Source organism: Phaeacidiphilus oryzae TH49 (assembly GCF_000744815.1).
GTDB lineage: Bacteria > Actinomycetota > Actinomycetes > Streptomycetales > Streptomycetaceae > Phaeacidiphilus > Phaeacidiphilus oryzae.
Window position 1 is genome coordinate 294,942 of record NZ_JQMQ01000004.1, and the last position, 17,917, is coordinate 312,858.

16 protein-coding genes are annotated in these 17,917 nt (G+C 76.4%); 15 read left to right on the forward strand and 1 reads right to left on the reverse strand.

Annotated features, from left to right (window positions below; all coding sequences use genetic code 11):
• The first annotated feature begins 173 nt into the window (after positions 1 to 173).
• From BS73_RS01550 to BS73_RS01560, 3 genes are read left to right on the forward strand one after another with little or no spacing between them, the layout of a single operon-like run.
• On the forward strand, positions 174 to 674 hold the full coding sequence (locus tag BS73_RS01550; protein ID WP_037568652.1) for a CBS domain-containing protein: 501 nt from the start codon (positions 174 to 176) through the stop codon (positions 672 to 674).
• Positions 659 to 1,108: an Hsp20/alpha crystallin family protein gene (locus BS73_RS01555; RefSeq protein ID WP_037568653.1), complete on the forward strand. Its 450-nt coding sequence runs from the start codon at positions 659 to 661 to the stop codon at positions 1,106 to 1,108. Before BS73_RS01550 ends, BS73_RS01555 begins: the two co-directional genes overlap by 16 nt.
• Before the next feature lie 41 nt (positions 1,109 to 1,149).
• Positions 1,150 to 1,500 carry a hypothetical protein gene (locus BS73_RS01560; RefSeq protein WP_037568655.1) on the forward strand — a complete coding sequence of 117 codons (351 nt, stop codon included), beginning with the start codon at positions 1,150 to 1,152 and terminating at the stop codon, positions 1,498 to 1,500.
• 98 nt (positions 1,501 to 1,598) lie between these two features.
• On the opposite strand, the gene BS73_RS01565 is transcribed toward BS73_RS01560, so the two are convergent.
• Positions 1,599 to 2,294 (reverse strand): CBS domain-containing protein, encoded by a 696-nt coding sequence (locus BS73_RS01565; protein WP_037568657.1) that lies wholly within the window; start codon positions 2,292 to 2,294, stop codon positions 1,599 to 1,601.
• Positions 2,295 to 2,543: 249 nt separating this feature from the next.
• On the opposite strand from BS73_RS01565, the gene BS73_RS01570 reads away from it, so the two are divergent.
• The 12 genes from BS73_RS01570 to BS73_RS01625 are packed head-to-tail and all read left to right on the forward strand — an operon-like array spanning position 2,544 to position 17,874.
• Positions 2,544 to 5,384 carry a bifunctional acetate--CoA ligase family protein/GNAT family N-acetyltransferase gene (locus BS73_RS01570; protein WP_084703684.1) on the forward strand — a complete coding sequence of 947 codons (2,841 nt, stop codon included), beginning with the start codon at positions 2,544 to 2,546 and terminating at the stop codon, positions 5,382 to 5,384.
• An 8-nt stretch (positions 5,385 to 5,392) separates the two neighbouring features.
• Positions 5,393 to 6,130, forward strand: a complete 738-nt coding sequence (locus tag BS73_RS01575) for a CBS domain-containing protein (protein WP_051939039.1) — start codon at positions 5,393 to 5,395, stop codon at positions 6,128 to 6,130.
• Positions 6,127 to 7,326, forward strand: coding sequence for a 4Fe-4S dicluster domain-containing protein (locus BS73_RS01580; RefSeq protein WP_037568658.1), 1,200 nt, complete (start codon positions 6,127 to 6,129; stop codon positions 7,324 to 7,326). Before BS73_RS01575 ends, BS73_RS01580 begins: the two co-directional genes overlap by 4 nt.
• Positions 7,311 to 8,219, forward strand: coding sequence for an FAD/NAD(P)-binding protein (locus BS73_RS01585; protein ID WP_084703685.1), 909 nt, complete (start codon positions 7,311 to 7,313; stop codon positions 8,217 to 8,219). The genes BS73_RS01580 and BS73_RS01585 overlap by 16 nt, the downstream gene beginning before the upstream one ends.
• Before the next feature lie 11 nt (positions 8,220 to 8,230).
• Positions 8,231 to 9,157 carry an NADH-quinone oxidoreductase subunit B family protein gene (locus BS73_RS01590; protein WP_084703686.1) on the forward strand — a complete coding sequence of 309 codons (927 nt, stop codon included), beginning with the start codon at positions 8,231 to 8,233 and terminating at the stop codon, positions 9,155 to 9,157.
• Entirely contained in the window at positions 9,154 to 10,458 is a 1,305-nt protein-coding gene (locus BS73_RS01595; protein ID WP_037568660.1) for a Ni/Fe hydrogenase subunit alpha, read from the forward strand. Before BS73_RS01590 ends, BS73_RS01595 begins: the two co-directional genes overlap by 4 nt.
• Positions 10,455 to 11,069, forward strand: a complete 615-nt coding sequence (locus BS73_RS01600; RefSeq protein ID WP_051939041.1) for a hypothetical protein — start codon at positions 10,455 to 10,457, stop codon at positions 11,067 to 11,069. Before BS73_RS01595 ends, BS73_RS01600 begins: the two co-directional genes overlap by 4 nt.
• Positions 11,066 to 13,519 (forward strand): carbamoyltransferase HypF, encoded by a 2,454-nt coding sequence (gene hypF, locus BS73_RS01605; RefSeq protein ID WP_051939043.1) that lies wholly within the window; start codon positions 11,066 to 11,068, stop codon positions 13,517 to 13,519. Before BS73_RS01600 ends, hypF begins: the two co-directional genes overlap by 4 nt.
• Positions 13,516 to 13,863, forward strand: coding sequence for a HypC/HybG/HupF family hydrogenase formation chaperone (locus BS73_RS01610; protein ID WP_235215237.1), 348 nt, complete (start codon positions 13,516 to 13,518; stop codon positions 13,861 to 13,863). The genes hypF and BS73_RS01610 overlap by 4 nt, the downstream gene beginning before the upstream one ends.
• Entirely contained in the window at positions 13,860 to 14,957 is a 1,098-nt protein-coding gene (gene hypD, locus BS73_RS01615) for a hydrogenase formation protein HypD (protein WP_037568661.1), read from the forward strand. Before BS73_RS01610 ends, hypD begins: the two co-directional genes overlap by 4 nt.
• Positions 14,954 to 16,114, forward strand: coding sequence for a hydrogenase expression/formation protein HypE (gene hypE / locus BS73_RS01620; protein WP_084703687.1), 1,161 nt, complete (start codon positions 14,954 to 14,956; stop codon positions 16,112 to 16,114). The genes hypD and hypE overlap by 4 nt, the downstream gene beginning before the upstream one ends.
• A gap of 14 nt (positions 16,115 to 16,128) precedes the next feature.
• Positions 16,129 to 17,874 carry a putative PEP-binding protein gene (locus BS73_RS01625; protein ID WP_051939045.1) on the forward strand — a complete coding sequence of 582 codons (1,746 nt, stop codon included), beginning with the start codon at positions 16,129 to 16,131 and terminating at the stop codon, positions 17,872 to 17,874.
• Positions 17,875 to 17,917 lie beyond the last annotated feature (43 nt).

Here is a 17,917-nt window from a genome sequence, read left to right on the forward strand (position 1 = left end):
CGGTTCCCCCTCCAGCCACCGTGCGCAGACCACCCGGCCGGCGGCCATGGGCCGGTCGGACCCGCGAGGTGCCCCCCGGCCCCTGCCCCGGGCCGGGTGCGCTGGCCAAGCTGGCACTGAGCCCGAGGACCGGCAGCGGGCCACCCCCGGAGGGGGGCAGCGATGGACACCGAGTGGGGGCCGACCGGGGGGAGTGGCGGGACGCCGTCCCGCCGGAGGTGCCGCGGGTGCGCGAGGTGATGCGCCCGGACGCCCACCCGGTGCTGGAGAGCACCACCACGGCGGCGGTCCTGCGGATCATGATCCAGCACCGGCTGCAGCACGTCCCGGTGGTGGACGGGCGCGGGCGGGTGCTCGGCACGGCCCACGTCGTCGAGGTGCTGTCCCAGGCGCTGGCCGCCCCCGGGCAGCCCGTCGGCGCCGTCATGACCCGCCCCGCCGTCACCGTCCGGCCCGGGACCGCGGTCCCGGTCGCCGCCCGGGTGGCGGCCAGGCACGGGCTGGCGCTGCTGTACGTCACCGGACCGGACGGCGAGCTGCTGGGCACCTTCCGCCCGGCGGACGCCCGCAGGATCGGCGCCAGTACCGGCGCCAGGACCGGCGCCCCGCGCCGGCCCGACCCCAGTGGAACCGAGAAGAAGGACAAGGAGCGAGAGCCATGGCCGATTCGCTGATCCCGCGCCACCGGACGCTCTTCCCCGACCTGATGCAGTGGCTGGAGACCGGGTTCCCCGGCTTCCCGACCCTGCCGGTGACGGGCGGCGGCGCCGAGGCGCACGCCATCCCGATCGAGGTCGACGAGGACGAGAAGGCGGGCGCCTTCGTGGTCCGCGCCGAGCTCCCCGGGCTGGACCCGCAGCACGACATAGAGATCACGGTGGACGGCGACCTGCTGGCGATACGGGCCACCCACACCGACAGCCGCACCGAGAAGGGCCGCTCCGAGTTCCGCTACGGCTCCTTCCAGCGGGTGCTCAGGCTTCCCGCGCAGATCCCCGAGAAGGGCGTCAAGGCCGAGTACCGGGCGGGCATCCTCACCCTCACCGTGCCGATGCCGGTGAAGCCGAAGGAGGCCGCCCGCACGATCAAGGTCGAGCACCTGGACTGAACCGGGAGCGATCCGTTCGAAGCAGGAGGAGGTGACCCCGGATGCCGGGGACCGCCCGAACGATTCGGCCGCGGCCGCGGCCGCTGGTGCCACGGCAGGCACCGGCGCCGGCGCCCGCGCCCACCCCGCTCTCCGCCGTGCTCAGCGCGGCGCCGGAGCGGATGCGCACCCGGGCCGGCCGCGAGCTCGGCGTCGGGCACGTCCCCGGCGACCCCGAGGGCGGCATCCCCGGGGGAGTGCTCCTCGACGTGGTCCTGGCACTCGACGAGCACGGCGGAGTGCTGCGGGCCGGCCTCACCCCCGGTGAGGCCCGCCGGCTCGCCCGCGCGCTGCTCGTCCAGGCGGACCACGCCGAGGCGGCGGGCGCCGGCCGGGTGCTCGCCCGCGGGTGACCGCCGCAGAACGGCCGGAGGCCGGGCCCCGACGACCGGGGCCCGGCCTCCGCCGGTTCCGCTCCAACCTCCGGACCCTCCGGCTTCCGGAGGGAGCTTCAGAACTGCGGGCCGACCTGCGGCGGTTGCGGCGCCCCCGGCCGGTCCGGGGCGGAGAGGTGGTCGACGACCGAGACCACCCCGTCCACCCCGCGGGCCAGCCGGGTGGCGATGGCCGCCGTGGCGGCGTCCGGCGCGCGCCCGTCCAGGACGGCCATCCCCTGCTCGACGCTGACCTCGATCTCGCCCTCCCGCAGCACCGGCAGGTGCTCGGCCAGCTCGGCCTCGATCGCGGCGGCGATGTCCTCGTCCGAGCGCAGGAAGGCGGTCAGCAGGTCGCTGCGGCTGACGATCCCGATCGGCCGCCCGGACCTGGCCACCACCGGCAGCCGCTTGACGTGGTGACGGAGCATCAGCCGGGCCGCCTCGCTGAGCGAGGCCTCCGGGCCGACGGTGACCGCGGGTGCGGTCATCAGCTCGCCGACCGTGCTGCCCGCCGACTTCTCGATCTCGGCCAGCGCCTCCGGATGGAGCATCAGCCGCCGCAGCTTCGGGGGCCGGCCCTGGTACGCCTCCTTGGGCACCAGGTCGGCCGTCGAGACCACGCCGATCACCCGGCCCTCGCCGTCCAGCACCGGGGCGGCGCTGATCCGGCGGCCGGCGAGCAGCGTCACCGCCTGCTTGAAGGTGGTGCCGCGGAACACCGTGACGACCTCCGTGGTCATCACGTCTCGCACGGTCAGGAATGCGGTCATGGGTCGGTCCTCCTGCGGGTCTCTGCTTGCGCTGTCGCCATGCTGGGCCCGCGCGGGGGCCCGGCAGCAGGGGCCGCCCCGCCCCGGAACGGGGGTCCGATAGGCCCTGTGCCGGAGCAGGGGCAGCGGGGAGATTGGGCATGGAGGGCCGGGCCCGTCGAAGCCGGGCGCCCCGTGTTCCCGGCTGGCCGTCCCCGCCCGGGCCGGGCCCTCTTCCCGGCATACGCAGTGTGAGGAGTGTGCGTGTCCATGTCTTCGGCGCCCCCTGTACCCGAGGCACCCAGGCCTGTCGAGGCGTTGCTCGCCGACGGCTCCACCGCGCTGATCCGCCCGCTGGCCTCCGGCGACCGCGAGGCCGTCCGGGAGCTGCACTCCGTCCACATGTCCGAGGAGAGCCGGCGGCTCCGGTTCTTCGGCGCCAGCCGGCGCGCCCCCGAGGAGGCCGCCCGCCGGCTGTGCGCGCCGCCGCGCCCCGGCTTCCTGGCGCTGGGCGCCTGGGTGGGCGAGGAACTGGTGGGGGTCGTCGAGTACTCGGTGTACGACGGGCAGGCGGCGCCGCTGCGTCCCGGCGAGACCCCCGGCACGGCCGCCGAACTGGCCGTCGCGGTGGCCGAGGAGTGGCACCACCGGGGCGTCGGCACGCTGCTGATCGAGCATCTGCTGCACGCCGCCCGGGAGCGCGGGCTGCGGGTCATCGAGGCCGAGGCGCTGGCCGACAACCACGCCGTCCACAAGGTCTTCGCCGACCTCGGCTTGCACGTCCACCGCCGCTGGGAGCACGGGCAGGTGCGGATCAGCGTCGACCTGGAGGAGCAGCAGGACGAGGACTACCGGCGGGCCGTGGACGAGCGCGGCCGGACGGCCGACGTGGCCAGCCTGATGCCGCTGCTGCGCCCGCGCTCGGTGGCGGTGGTGGGGGCCTCGCGGCGGCCGGGCTCGGTGGGGCAGAGCGTGCTGCGGCGGATCCGGGACGGCGGCTTCGCCGGCGCGCTGTACGCGGTCAACCCCTACGCGGAGCGGATCGCGGACACCGACACCTACCCGTCGGTGGGCACCCTGCCGGTGGTCTGCGACCTCGCACTGCTGGCCGTCCCGCCGGTCGTGGTGCCCAGCGCCGCCGAGGAGTGCGGGCGCGCCGGGACCAGGGCACTGGTGGTGCTGACCGCCGGGCTCGAGGACGCGCAGGCGCGGCGGCTGCTGCAGATCTGCCGCCGTTACAGCATGCGGCTGGTCGGCCCGAACTGCCTGGGCATCGCGCAGACCGATCCGGAGGTCAGGCTCGCCGCGAACTTCGCCGGTACCTATCCGGCGGCCGGCGAGGCGGGGATCGCGGTGCAGTCCGGAGGGGTGGGGATCGCCCTCCTCCAGCTGCTCTCCCGGCTCGGCGTCGGCGTCTCCAGCTTCGTCTCGCTCGGCGACAAGTACGACGTCTCCGGCAACGACCTCCTCCAGTGGTGGGAGAGCGACGGGCGGACCAAGCTGGCCCTGCTCCACCTGGAGTCCTTCGGCAACCCGCGGGCCTTCTCCCGTACCGCCCGCCGGGTCTCCCGCAGGATGCCCGTGCTGACCGTGGACGCCGGGCGCTCGAACGCCGGGCGGCGGGCCGCCGCCTCGCACAGCGCGGCCGCCGCCACCGCGACCGTCACCCGCCGGGCGCTGTTCACCCAGGCCGGGATCACCGCCACCGACTCGATCGCCGAACTGGTCGAGACCGCGGCCCTGTTCGCCAGCCAGCCGCTGCCCGCCGGCTCCGGCCGGGTGGCCGTCGTGAGCAACGCCGGCGGAGTGGCCGTGCTGGCCGCCGACGCCTGCGCGGAGGCCGGACTGACCGTCCCCGAGCTGCCCCCGGACCTGGTCGGCGAACTCCTCGCGGTGCTGCCCGAGGGCGCCCACGCGGCCAACCCGGTGGACATCACCGCGGAGGCGGACGCCGCCGAACTGGACGCGGCGCTCGCCGTGCTGAACCGCAGCCCGCTGATCGACTCGGTGCTGGTCTGCCTGGCCCCCACCGCCCTCGGCGGGGCCCCCGGGCGGGCGCTGCGCTCCGGACCGGCCCGGCGGCGGCATCCGGTGGCCGCCGTGGTGCTCGGGCAGAGCGAGTCCGTCGAGCTGCTGCCCACCGACGACGGCGGCCACGTCCCGGTGTACGCCGATCCGCAGCAGGCCGCCCGGGCGCTGGCGCACGCCGCCGCCCGGGCCCGGCACCTGGCCGAACCCGAGGGCGTGGAGCCCGAGCTGCCGGACGTCCAGCCCGGACGGGCGGCGGCCGAGGCGAGCGCCTTCCTGGCCGCCCACCCGGAGGGCGGCCTCCTCGACCCGGCGGCCACCGCCTCCCTGCTGGGCTGCTACGGCATCCCGACCGGGCCCTCGGTCTGGCTGCGGGCCGACGAGCTCGGCGAGGCCGAGGACGGCGCGGTGCTCGGCGGCGCCCTCGCCGACGCGGTCGCCCGGCTCACGCCGCTGGCCCACCGCGGGCGGCTGGTGGCCAAGGCGTACTGGCCGGGCCAGGTGCACAAGAGCGAGTTCGGTGCGGTCCGCACCGACCTCGAAGGGATCGCCCAGGTCCGGGCCGCGGTACGGGACTTCCGCACCCGCTTCGCCGGCCGGCTGGACGGGGTGGTGCTGCAGCCGACCGCCGCCCCCGGCATCGAGCTCTTCGCCGGCGTGGCCCAGGACCGGGTCTTCGGCCCGCTGGTGCTCTTCGGCCTCGGTGGCACCGCGGCCGACCTGCTGGACGACCGGGCCGCCCGGCTGGCCCCGCTCACCGACACCGACGTCGACGCGATGCTCACCGGGGTGCACGCCACCCCGCTGCTCTTCGGCTACCGCGGCACCCCCAAGCCCGACCTGGCCGCCCTCGAACATCTGCTGGCCCGGCTGTCCCGGCTGGCCACCGACCTCCCGCAGCTGGCGGAGGCCGACCTCAACCCGGTGATCGCCGGCCCCGACGGGGCGGTGTGCGTGGACGCCCGGCTGCGGCTGCTGCCGGTCCGGCCCTTCGACCCCTATCTGCGCCGGCTGCGGGAACTCCCCGAGCCGCCCGAAGAACCGACCCACTACGGCGCCCCGGACGGCGCCGGTCAGGAGTGACGAGCGCCATGACGCGACACCGCACCGTAGGCGACGTGATGACCCATGAGGTGGTCACCGCCCGCATCGACACCCCGTTCAAGGAGATCGCCGAGCTGCTCGCGCGCAACGACGTCTCCGCCGTCCCCGTGGTGGACGACCAGGGCCGGCCGGTGGGCCTGGTCTCCGAGGCCGACCTGCTGCGCAAGGAGGTCGCCAAGGCGGACCCCGAGGGGCACCTCCCGCCGGTGCGGATGGCCGCCCATCTGCGCGCCCGCGCCGAGGGCGACGAGGCCGGCGAGGTGATGAGCCGGCCGGTCTTCACCGCCCGCCCCGAGTGGAACATCGTCCAGGCCACCAGGGAGCTGGTCCGCCGCGGCGTGAAGCGGCTGGTGGTGGTGGACGAGGCGGGCCGGATGGTCGGCGTCGTCTCCCGGGCCGACCTGCTGCGGATCTTCCTGCGCACCGACACCGGGATCCGCGAGGAGATCGTCCGCGAGGTGCTCGGCGAGACCCTCTTCCTCAGCCAGGAGCAGGTCGCGGTGCAGGTCGCGGAGGGCGTGGTGACGCTGCGCGGCGAGGTCCAGGAGAAGTCCACGGTCGGCATCGTCGAGCGGCTGGTGCGGGCGGTGGACGGCGTGGTCGCCGTCCACAACCTGATCGAGTTCGAGTTCGACGATAGCAAGGCCGACCTCGGCCAGTCCGCGATCCACGGTGTGCTCGGCCACCAGCCCCGCGGGCACCGCACGGAGGAAGCGCAGTCATGAACGACGCCCCGGTGGAGTTCGGACTCGACGGGCTGCGGCAGCTGGTCGCCGCCCTGCGCGAGCGCGGGCTGACCGTGGTCGGGCCCACCGTCAGGGACGGGGCCGTCGTCCTCGGCGAGCTGGCCTCGGCCGACGAGCTGCCGTTCGGTACCGGGGTGGCGGTGGAGGCCGGGCGGTACCGGCTGCGGCCGCTGCCGGAGGGGGACCGGCGGGCCTTCGCCCACAGCGCGGGACCGCAGTCCTGGAAGAACTACCTCCACCCGGCCCGGGAGCGGTTGTGGAGCGCGGACCGGGCGGAGGACGGCGGGTTCACCGTCCGTCCGGACGAGGAGCCGGCCCCGCGGTACGCGTTCCTCGGCGTCCGCCCCTGCGATCTGCGGGCGATCGCCGTACTGGACCGGGTGCTGGTCGGCGGCCGGTACGAGCAGCCGTCCTACCGCGACCGCCGCTCGGGGGCGTTCGTGGTCGTCGTGGAGTGCGGCGAGCCCGGCGCGGTCTGCTTCTGCGCCTCCATGGGCACCGGCCCCGGTCTGCCCGGCGACGCCGCCGGATACGACCTGGCGCTGACCGAGATCGGCGGTCCGGACGGTGAGTTGACCTATCTGGCCCGGGCCGGCAGCGAGGAGGGCCAGGAGCTGCTGGACGAGATCGGCGAGCGGCGGGCCGCCGCCGAGGCCACCCTCACCGCAGCCGCCGAGACGGTGGACCGCGCGGCCGAGCGGATGGGCCGGGCGATGGAGACCGACGGGCTGCGCGGCCTGCTGGCCGGCTCGCTGGACTCGCCGCACTGGGACGAGGTCGCCTCCCGCTGCCTGGCCTGCGCCAACTGCACCCTGGTCTGCCCCACCTGCTTCTGCACCACCACCGAGGAGGTCACCGACCTCACCGGCGAGCACGCCGAGCGCTGGCAGCGCTGGGACTCCTGCTTCGACCTGGAGTCCACCCACCTGGCCGGCGCCGGACCGGTCCGGGGCTCCGTGCGCAGCCGGTACCGCCAGTGGCTGACCCACAAACTCGGCACCTGGCACGACCAGTTCGGCTCCTCCGGCTGCGTCGGCTGCGGCCGCTGCATCGCCTGGTGCCCCGCCGGGATCGACCTCACCGCCGAGGTCGCGGCGCTGAGGGCGGAGCACGACCGACCGAGCGGGGAAGCGAGCAAGGAACCGAGCGAGGAGGACCCATGCCGTACGGCCTGAGCCAGGCCGCCACCCTCACCGCCGCACGCGGCCCCGCCGCACGCCCGGCGCTGGTGCCGGCGCCCTTCCAGGTGGTGGAGCGGCTGGAGGAGAACGCGGAGACGGTCACCCTGGGCGTGCAGCCGGCCGACGGCGAGCCGCTGCCCTTCCGGCCCGGCCAGTTCGCGATGCTCTACGCCTTCGGGGTCGGCGAGATCGCGATGTCCGTCAGCGGGCTTCCGGACCCGACCGACGGCGGGCTCCAGCATCACACCGTGCGGGCGGTCGGCGCGGTCAGCCGGGCGCTCTGCGCCACCGGCCCCGGCTCGGTGGTCGGGGTGCGCGGCCCGTTCGGCAACGACTGGACGCTCGGCGCCACCGGTGCCGAGCGCACCCCGCTCGGCACCGAGCCCGGCGCCGACCTGCTGGTCGTCGCCGGGGGTCTGGGCCTGGCCCCGGTCCGCCCGGTGATCGAGGCCGCGCTCGCCGAGCCCGAGCACTACGGGCAGCTGGCGGTGCTCTTCGGGGCGCGCGACCCGGGGGGCCTCATCTACCACGAGGAACTGCTGCGCTGGGGCACCGGGGCCGAGGTGCGGGTCACCGTCGACGAGGCGGGGGAGGAGTGGACCGGCCGGACCGGCCTGGTCACCACCCTCCTCGACACGGTGCGGCTGCGGCCCGACGCCACCACGGCCTTCGTCTGCGGCCCGGAGCCGATGATGCGCGGCACCGCCTCGGCGCTGCTGGAGCGCGGGATGGACGCCGGGCGGATCAGGGTCTCGCTGGAGCGCAACATGCGCTGCGGCACCGGCTGGTGCGGGCACTGCCAGCTCGGCGAGGTGCTGATCTGCCGGGACGGCCCGGTCTTCGACTGGCACGAGGCCGCAGGACTGCTCGCCGTACGGGAACGCTGAGGAGCCGTCAGATGACCACCAGCACCCCTGTCACCGCGCCCCGGCCGGAGCCGGACGCCGGACACCGCGCACCGCGGCTCGCCGTGTGGAAGTTCTCCTCCTGCGACGGCTGCCAGCTCACCCTGCTGGACGCCGAGGACGAGCTGCTGCCGCTGGCCGGCCGGGTGGAGATCGCCTACTTCCTGGAGGCGAGCCGGCACCAGGAGCCGGGGCCCTACGACCTGTCGCTGGTCGAGGGGTCGATCGCGACGCCGGAGGACGAGGAGCGGATCCGCCGGGTCCGCGCCGACTCCCGGTACCTGGTGGTGATCGGCGCCTGCGCAACCGCCGGCGGCATCCAGGCGCTGCGCAACCTCGCCGACGTGAAGGAGTACGCGCGGACGGTGTACGCCCGGCCGGACTACATCCGCACCCTGGACCGCTCGCGTCCGGTCTCCGACTACGTCCCGGTCGACTTCGAGCTGCGCGGCTGTCCGATCGACAAGGGCCAGCTCCTTGAGGTGGTCTGCGCGTTCCTCGCCGGACGGCGGCCGGACATCCCGGACCAGAGCGTCTGCTTCGCCTGCAAGGCGCGCGGCACGGTGTGCGTCACCACCGCCCACGGGATCCCCTGCCTCGGGCCGGTCACCCACGCCGGCTGCGGCGCCATCTGCCCGGCGTACGGGCGGGGCTGCTACGGCTGCTTCGGTCCGGTGACCGGCGCGCGTACCGACGCGCTGCTGCCGCTGCTGCGCCGGGACGGGCTCGGCGAACGGGAGATCGTCCGGTTCTACCGCACCTTCAACGCCGAGGCCCCGGCCTTCGCCGCCGCGGCCCGCCGGGCCGGCGGTCAGGACGAGGCCGGCGAGCGGGACAGGGCCGGCGAGCGGGACAGGGCCGGCGAAGAAGACAGCGCATCGGAGCACGAGGAGAGCGAAGGGGAGGGCGGAGCCGCATGACGCACCGCAGCGAGCGACTGCTCGGCGTCAGCGCACTGGCGCGGGTGGAGGGCGAGGGGGCGATGCGGGTCACCGTCCGCGACGGCCGGGTGGAGGACGTGCGGCTGAGCATCTACGAGCCGCCGCGCTTCTTCGAGGCCTTCCTGCGCGGCCGGGCCTGGACGGAACCGCCCGACATCACCGCCCGGATCTGCGGCATCTGCCCGGTCGCCTACCAGCTCACCGCCTGCGCGGCGATCGAGGACGCCTGCGGGGTGGCGGTGCACCGGGAGGAGCCCGGGATCGCCGCCCTGCGCCGGCTGCTCTACTGCGGCGAATGGATCGAGAGCCACACCCTCCACGTCTACCTGCTGCACGCCCCCGACTTCCTCGGTCTGCCGGACGCCCTCACCCTGGCCCGCACCGAACGGGCCACCGTGGAGCGCGGACTGCGGCTGAAGAAGGCAGGCAACGACCTGCTGGAGACCCTCGGCGGGCGCGCCATCCACCCGGTCAACGTCCGCCTCGGCGGCTTCCACCGGCTGCCCACCGGTGCCGAACTCGCCCGTTTGGAACGTCAGTTGACGCAGGCCCGGCGGGACGCCGAGGAGGCCCTGGAGTGGGTCGGCGGCTTCGACTTCCCCGAGCTGGAGATCGAACACGCGCTGCTCGCCCTCAGCGAGCCGGACCGCTACGCGATCGACACCGGCACCCCGCTCGCCGAGCCCGGCGGCGCCTTCCCGGTCCGCGACTTCGAGCGGCATGTGACGGAGCACCAGGTCGCCCACTCCACCGCCCTCCAGGCGGACCTGGACGGCCGCCGCCACCTGTGCGGGCCGCTCGCCCGCTGGAACCTCAACCACCGCAGACTGCCGGCGGCCGTCCAGGCCGCGGCCGCCGGCGCCGGCCTCGGCGGCCGCTGCACCAACCCCTTCCGCTCCATCGTGGTCAGGGCCGCCGAGGTGCTGTGGGCGGTGGACGAGTCGCTGCGGATCATCGCCGACTACCGCCCGCCGAGCCGCCCGCACCTGGAGGTCCCGCCGCGGGCCGGGATCGGGTACGCGGCCACCGAGGCACCCCGGGGCACCCTCTACCACCGCTACGAGCTGGACGCCGAGGGCGGCGTCCGCTCCGCGGTGATCGTCCCGCCGACCGCGCAGAACCAGCGCGCCGTCGAGTCCGACCTCCGCGACTTCGTCCAGGCCCGGCTGGATCTCGACGACGCCGAGCTGACCCGGCAGTGCGAGCAGGCGATCCGCAACTACGACCCGTGCATCTCCTGCGCCGCGCACTTCCTCGACCTCACCGTGGACCGGGGGTGAGCGGCGTGGCCGGGCCGGAGCGCGCGGAGGCGGTGCTGATCGGGATCGGCAGCGAGTTCCGCAGGGACGACGGGGTCGCGATGGCGGTACTGGCCGCGATCACGGACGACGGCGAGCCGGGCGACCCGGCCTTCGACCGGGTGGTGCTCTGCGACGGCGAGCCGACCCGGGTGATCGAGGCCTGGCAGGACGCCGGACTCGCGGTCGTGGTCGACGCCGTCCACGCCCACCCCGGCGAGCCCGGCCGGATCCACCAGCTCGCCTTCACCCCCCAGCCGGGGGCGGAGAACGGCTGGGCCCCGGAGCAGGAGGGCGCGGCCTCGACGGGCGCGGCCTCGACCGGTGCGGCCTCGACCGGTGCGGCCGCAACCGGCGGTGCCAACGCGGCCGGCACCCACGGCCTCGGGCTGGGCGACGCCGCCGCCCTCGGTGCGGCCCTCGGGCTGATGCCCGAGCGACTGGTGGTGATCGGCGTCGAGGGCCAGGACTTCGACCTCGGCCCCGGCCTGAGCCCGCCGGTCGCCGCGGCCGTTCCGGCGGCCGCCGGCCGGATCCGCCGCCTCCTCCTCGACCATCACCGGGCCGGCCGGGCGGGGGGATCGGCGTCATGACGAACCGTCGACCGCCCTCCCGGGAGGTCTCCCGCGAGGAGCGGGCGGTACGGCTGGTGGAGGTCTTCGGCACCGTGCAGGGCGTCGGCTACCGCCCGTTCGTCCACAGGCTGGCCACCGAGCTCGGACTGGACGGCTGGGTGCGCAACGAGGACGGCCACCTGGTCGGCCTGGTGGCCGGTCCGCCGGAGGCCGTGCGGCGGTTCGCGGACGGGCTGCGCAGCCAGGCGCCGCCGCTGGCCCGGGTGGACCGGGTGCACTGCACCGAACCCGCCCGCGCGGGCTCCCGCTCCGGCGGCCGGTTCCCGATGCCCTCGACGGCCGGAGCGGGTTTCAGCGTGCTGCCCAGCGTCCCGCGCGCCGCACGCCCGCAGCCCGGCGGCGCCCCGGCGCTGCGGGAGATCCCGCCGGACACCGCGACCTGCCCGGACTGCCTCCGCGAACTCCTCGACCCGGCCGACCGGCGGTACCGCTACCCCTTCGTCAACTGCACCGCCTGCGGCCCCCGCGCCACCATCATCGACGACCTGCCCTACGACCGGGCGCGCACCGCCATGCACGGCTTCCCGCTCTGCGACGCCTGCGCCGCCGAGTACGCCGACCCGGCCGACCGCCGCTTCCACGCCGAGCCCGTCGCCTGCCCGGCCTGCGGCCCCCGCCTGGAGTGGCGGGCCGAGGGCGGCCCCTTCGCGCCCGCCGGACGGGCGTACCGGGAGGCCGCGCTGGCCGCCGCCGAGGACGCGATCGCGGCCGGGGCGATCGTCGCCCTCAAGGGCCTCGGCGGCTACCAGTTGGTCTGCGACGCCGGCCGGCCCGCGGCGGTGCGCCGGCTGCGGGCGCTCAAGCACCGGCCGGCCAAGCCGTTCGCGGTGATGGTCCGCGATCTGGACGCGGCGTCCGCGCTCTCCGCCCTTCTCCCCCCGGAGGCGCGGACGCTGCTCGCCTCACCGGCGCGGCCGATCGTCCTGGTGCCCCGCCGGCCGGGCACCGCGCTGGCGGCGGGCGTCCACCCGGGGGTCTCCCGGGTCGGGCTGTTCCTCCCGGCCACCCCGCTGCACCACCTCCTCCTCCGCGACCTCGCCCGGCCGCTCGTGGTGACCAGCGGCAACCGCGCCGACGAGCCGATCGCGATCGACGACCAGGACGCCCTGGAGCGGCTCTCCGGAATCGCCGACGGCTTCCTCGGCCACGACCGGCCGATCCGCGCCCGCTACGACGACTCGGTGGTCCAGCTGGCCGCCGGAGCGCCCGCGGTGCTCCGCCGGGCCCGCGGCTACGCCCCCGCCCCGCTGCCGCTCCCGGTGCCCGCGGCCGAACCGGTGCTGGCGATGGGCGCGCAGCTCAAGCACACCTTCGCGGTGGCCCACGGACCGGCCGCGGTGCTCTCCCCCCATCTGGGCGACCTCGCCGACGAGGACACCCGGGAGGCGTTCCGGCTGACCCGGCGTCGACTCGGCGCCCTCCTCGGCTGCCCGCCGCCGCGGATCGCCGCCCACGACCTCCACCCCGGCTACACCTCCACCTCGATCGCCGTCGCCGGCCGGCCGGCCTCGGCCCGCGTCCCCGTGCAGCACCACCACGCCCACCTCGCCGCCTGCGCCGCCGAGCACGGCCTGACCGGCCGCTTCATCGGCGTGGCCTACGACGGCCTGGGCTACGGGGACGACGGGACGCTCTGGGGCGGGGAGATCCTCCTCGCCGACCTGGGCGGGTACCGGCGCCTCGGCCGGTTCGCCCGGGCGCCGCTGCCCGGCGGCGAGTCCGCGGTCCGGCGTCCGGGCCGGACCGCGCTGGGCCACCTCCTCGGCCTGGAACCGCTCGGCGGTCCGGCCCTGCTGCCGGAGGCACTCGCCGAGGCCGGCGCCCGGCTGCTGGACGGCGGGTCCGGACCGGCCCTGATGCGGATGATCCGGCGGGGCGTCAACTGCCCCCAGGCCTCCAGCGCGGGCCGGCTCTTCGACACGGCCGCCGCCCTCCTCGGACTGGCCGGGGAGACCGTCGGCTACGAGGGCGAGGCGGCGATCGCCGTCGAGGAGGCCGCCCGCTCCCAGCCGGCCTCCGTCGCCGCGCTGCCCTGGCGGCTCAGCCGCACCGGCCTGGCGCCGGACGGCAGACCGGACGGCCTGTGGGTGTACGACCCGGCCCCGACGCTGGCCGCCCTGCTGGACGGGGTCGCCACCGGGCGCCCGGCCGGGCCGCTGGCCGCGGCCTTCCACTCCGCGCTCGTCGAGGCCACCTGCGCCCTGGTCGGCGAGGCCGTGCGGGAGACCGGACTGGACACCGTCTGCCTCTCCGGCGGCTGCTTCGCCAACGGCCGCCTCCTCCAGGGCGTCTCGGACTCGCTCGCCCGGGAGGGCCTGCGCGTTCTGAGCCCCCGTCAGGTCCCCTGCGGGGACGGCGGAATCAGCTACGGCCAGGCGGCGGTGGCCGCGGCCAGGATGAAGGGATGACCGCCATGTGCCTGGGTGTACCGGGCTTGATCACCGAGATCCACCAGGAGGCCGGACTGCCGGTCGGCACCGTCGACTTCGGCGGCCTGCGCCGTTCGGCCTGCCTCTCCTGCACCCCGGAGGCGGCGGTCGGCGACTACGTCATCGTCCACGTCGGCTTCGCGATCACCATGGTCGACGAGGCCGAGGCCAGGCGGACGCTGGAGGTGCTGCGGGCCATCGACGCCACGGACGGCTCGCTGCGGACCGAGCTGGGCGAGGCGGCCGAACCGCCGGCCGAACCGCCGGCCGAACCGCCGCGCGAACCGCGGGACCTCGCGGACGCGGGAGGCGACGCGGCGTGAAGTACCTCGACGAGTACCGCGACCCACGGCTCGCCCGCCGCCTGCTGGCCGAGCTGACCGCGACCGCCACCCGCCCCTGGCGGATCATGGAGGTCTGCGGCGGCCAGACCCACACCCTGGTCCGCCAGGGCATCGACGACCTCCTGCCGGCCGGGATCCGGATGATCCACGGCCCGGGCTGCCCGGTCTGCGTCACCCCGCTCGAGGTGCTGGACCGCGCCCACGCCATCGCGGCCCGCCCCGGCACCGTCCTCACCAGCTTCGGCGACATGCTGCGGGTGCCCGGCTCGCACACCGACCTCCTCGCCCTGCGGGCCCGGGGCGCCGACGTCCGCCCCGTCTACTCCCCGATGGACGCGGTGCGGATCGCCGCCGCCGAGCCGGACCGCCAGGTGGTCTTCCTCGCCGTCGGCTTCGAGACCACCGCCCCGGCCAACGCGCTGGCCGTCCAGCTCGCCGGCCGGCTGGGCCTGGAGAACTTCTCGGTGCTGGTCAGCCATGTGCTGGTGCCGCCCGCGATGACCGCGCTGCTCCAGGACCCGGACTGCGAGGTGCAGGGCTTCCTGGCCGCCGGGCACGTCTGCGCGGTGATGGGCTGGCGGGCCTACGAGCCGATCGCCGCCCGCTACCGGGTGCCGATCACGGTCACCGGCTTCGAACCGCTGGACCTGCTGGAGGGCATCCTGATGACGGTCCGTCAGCTGGAGGAGGGCCGCGCCGAGGTGGAGAACCAGTACACCCGGGCGGTCCGCAGGGACGGCAACACCGCGGCCCAGCGGGCGGTGGCCGAGGTCTTCCGGGTCGCCGACCGGCCCTGGCGCGGTCTCGGCCCGATCCCGGCCTCCGGGCTCGTCCTGGCCCCGGCGTACGCCCGGTTCGACGCCGCCGAGCGGTTCCAGGCGACCGAGACCGCGACCCGGGAGGACCCGGAGTGCATCGCCGGGCAGATCCTCACCGGCGCCCGCGTCCCCACCGACTGCCCCGCCTACGGCACCCGCTGCACCCCGCGCAGCCCGCTGGGGGCGCCGATGGTCTCCGGAGAGGGCACCTGCGCCGCCTACCACGCCGCCGGCAAGGAGAGGACCTCGCGATGACCGACGGAGACACCCCGGGCCTGCTCGCCTCCGGCGCGCTCACCCCCGGCGCGCTCGCCCCCGGCGCGGGCCTCGCCTGCCCCGCGCCCGCCGACGCCCGCCGGGGCCTCGGCGAGGACGCCGTGGTGCTCCTCGGGCACGGCGCCGGCGGGCGGCTCAGCGAGGAGCTGCTGCGGGGCGTCCTGCTGCCCGCGATGGCGGACGGCGGCGAGCCGGCGACCGCCGCCCCGATCCTGGAGGACGCCGCCGTGCTGCCCGGCGGGCCCGCCGAACTGGTCTTCAGCACCGACGCGTTCGTCGTCGACCCGCTCTTCTTCCCCGGCGGCGACATCGGTTCGCTCGCCGTCCACGGCACCGTCAACGACGTGGCGATGATGGGCGCCGAGCCGTTCGCGCTGGCGCTGGCACTGATCGTGGAGGAGGGGCTGCCGATCCCGGTGCTCGACCGGGTGGCCCGCTCCGTGGGCCGCGCGGCCCGGGCCGCCGGGGTGCGGGTGGTCACCGGGGACACCAAGGTGGTCGGCCGCGGCTCCGCGGACGGCCTCTACCTCACCACCACCGGCCTGGGCCGACGGCTGCCCGGGATCCGGCCCTCGGCGGCCGCCGCCCGACCCGGGGACGAGGTGCTGATCTCCGGACCGATCGGGCTGCACGGCACCACCGTCCTCAGCACCCGCGAGGGCCTCGGCTTCGAGGCCGACATCGCCTCCGACAGCCGCCCCCTCCACACCCTGGTCAAGGCCCTCGCGGAGGCCGTCCCAGACGCCGTCCGCACCCTCCGCGACCCCACCCGCGGGGGAGTAGCGGCCTCGCTCAACGAGATCGCCCGGGACTCGAGCGCCGCCGCCGGGCGGCCGGTCGGCATCGAACTCGACGAGTCCGCCCTGCCGGTGCCCGCCCCGGTCGCCGCCGCCTGCGAGATCCTCGGCCTGGACGTGCTCCACGTCGCCAACGAGGGCTGCCTGCTGGCCTTCGTCCGCCCGGACAGGGCGGCGGACGCCCTCGCCGCGCTCCGCTCCGCGCCCGGCGGCGCGGGTGCCGGCGCGGCCAGGATCGGCCGGGTCACCGACGCCGGGCGGGTGGTGCTGCACACCCTCCTCGGCTCCCGCCGCACGGTCGAGATGCCGACCGGCGAGCAGCTTCCCCGCATCTGCTGACGATTGGTCAAGCCATGTCCCACAGCACCCCGTACCAGGTACGCACCGCCGTTCCGGGACCCCGCGCCGCCGGTCAGGGGACGAGCGCGGACGCCTTCCGCAAGGCGGCCGGGCTCGTCGACGCCAAGACCATCGGCCTGGACGACGCCCTCCGCCGGGTCACCGGCGCCCAGCTGGGCGAGCTGCTGCTGCCCCGCTTCGGTCCGCCGGAGCCCGGGCGGGGGCGGCGGCCGCTGCTCACCCGGGGCGTCCCGGCCGCGCCCGGGGCGGCCACCGGCACCGCGGTCTTCGACCCGGTCGCCGCCGTCGACCAGGCCGCCGCCGGCGAGCGGGTGGTGCTGATCCGGGCCCGGACCACCGCGGCCGACCTGCCGGGCATCCTGGTCGCCGACGCCGTGGTCATCACCGGCGCCGACCGCCTGGCCGGCTCCGCCGCCGCCCTCGCCCGCGGCCTGGGCACCCCCTGCGTGGCCGGCGCCGCCGACCTGAGGATCGACCCGGCCGCCCGCCGGGCGCTGCTGCCGGACGGCCGGGTACTGGTGGAGGGCGACCAGGTGTCCGTGGACGGCGGAACGGGGGAGCTGCGGCTCGGCGCCGAACCGCTGGCGCCCTCCCCGGTCGCCCACTACCTGGCCACCGGCGAGACCCACCCGGCCGACGTCCCGCTGGTCTCCGCGGTCAGCCAGCTGCTCACCCACGCGGACCGGGTGCGCCGGCTCGGCGTCCGCGCCGACGCCGACACCGCCGCCGAGGCCCGCCAGGCCCGGCTGCTCGGCGCCGACGGGGTCGGGCTCTGCCGTACCGAGCGGGCCTTCCGCGGCCCGGCCCGCACCCTGGTCGAGGAGGCCGTGCTGGCCGGCTCCGACGAGGCCCGCCGGCGCGCCCTGGCCGAGCTCCTCCCCGTGCAGCGGGCCCAACTCGCCGGTGTGCTCGGCGAGATGGACCGCAGACCTGTGGCCGTCCGGCTGTTCGACGCGCCCCTCGGCCGGTTCCTGCCGGACCGCACCGCCCTCGCCGTCCACCTGGCCACCCTGGCCGCCGCCGGGAGCCCGCAGGACCCGCACGAGGTCGCCCAGCTCGCCGCCGCCGATCGGGTGCACGAGCACAACCCGATGCTCGGGCTGCGCGGCGCCCGTCTCGCGCTGACCTGGCCGGAGCTGCTGGAGGTCCAGGTGCGGGCGCTGGCCGGGGCGGTCGCCGAGTGCCGGGCCGCGGGCGGCGAGCCCAGGCCGGAGCTGCTGGTGCCGCTGGTCGCCTCGTCGGTGGAGACGGAGCTGATCCGGGACCGGGTGCGGCGGATCCTGGACGCCACCGCGGGGGAGTCGGGCGGCACCGTCGACCTGCGGATCGGCGCGGTGCTGGAACTGCCGCGGGCCACCGTCACCGCCGACCGGATCGCCGGCACCGCGGACTTCTTCGCCTTCGGCACCGACGACCTCACCCAGACCGTCTGGGGCCTGTCCCGGGAGGACGCCGAGGCCGGGATCCTGCCGGAGTACCTGGAGCGCGGCATCCTCGCCGCCTCCCCGTTCGAGTCGCTGGACGGGGCCGGGGTCGGCCACCTGATCAGCCGCGCGCTGCGGGCCGCCCGCCGGGTCGACCCGGGGCTGCGGGCCGGGGTCTACGGCAGCCACGGCTCGGACGCCGCCTCGATCCGGTTCTTCCACACCACCGGTGTCGACCACGTCTCCTGCCGCCCGCAGCGGGTGCCGGTGGCCCGTCTCGAGGCCGGCCGGGCGGCGCTGGGCCACCTCGACTGAGCGCTGTTCGCGCGATCGACCGTCCGCCCCCGTCCGCCCGTCC

Coding starts and splice junctions, on each gene's coding strand:
- BS73_RS01555 (WP_037568653.1), top strand. CDS start 659: ATGGCCGATTCGCTGATCCCGCGCCACCGGACGCTCTTCCCCGACCTG.
- BS73_RS01575 (WP_051939039.1), top strand. CDS start 5,393: ATGACGCGACACCGCACCGTAGGCGACGTGATGACCCATGAGGTGGTC.
- BS73_RS01610 (WP_235215237.1), top strand. CDS start 13,516: ATGACCGCCATGTGCCTGGGTGTACCGGGCTTGATCACCGAGATCCAC.
- BS73_RS01570 (WP_084703684.1), top strand. CDS start 2,544: ATGTCTTCGGCGCCCCCTGTACCCGAGGCACCCAGGCCTGTCGAGGCG.
- hypE (WP_084703687.1), top strand. CDS start 14,954: ATGACCGACGGAGACACCCCGGGCCTGCTCGCCTCCGGCGCGCTCACC.
- BS73_RS01565 (WP_037568657.1), bottom strand. CDS start 2,294: ATGACCGCATTCCTGACCGTGCGAGACGTGATGACCACGGAGGTCGTC.
- BS73_RS01625 (WP_051939045.1), top strand. CDS start 16,129: ATGTCCCACAGCACCCCGTACCAGGTACGCACCGCCGTTCCGGGACCC.
- BS73_RS01585 (WP_084703685.1), top strand. CDS start 7,311: ATGCCGTACGGCCTGAGCCAGGCCGCCACCCTCACCGCCGCACGCGGC.
- BS73_RS01580 (WP_037568658.1), top strand. CDS start 6,127: ATGAACGACGCCCCGGTGGAGTTCGGACTCGACGGGCTGCGGCAGCTG.
- BS73_RS01560 (WP_037568655.1), top strand. CDS start 1,150: ATGCCGGGGACCGCCCGAACGATTCGGCCGCGGCCGCGGCCGCTGGTG.
- hypF (WP_051939043.1), top strand. CDS start 11,066: ATGACGAACCGTCGACCGCCCTCCCGGGAGGTCTCCCGCGAGGAGCGG.
- BS73_RS01595 (WP_037568660.1), top strand. CDS start 9,154: ATGACGCACCGCAGCGAGCGACTGCTCGGCGTCAGCGCACTGGCGCGG.
- BS73_RS01590 (WP_084703686.1), top strand. CDS start 8,231: ATGACCACCAGCACCCCTGTCACCGCGCCCCGGCCGGAGCCGGACGCC.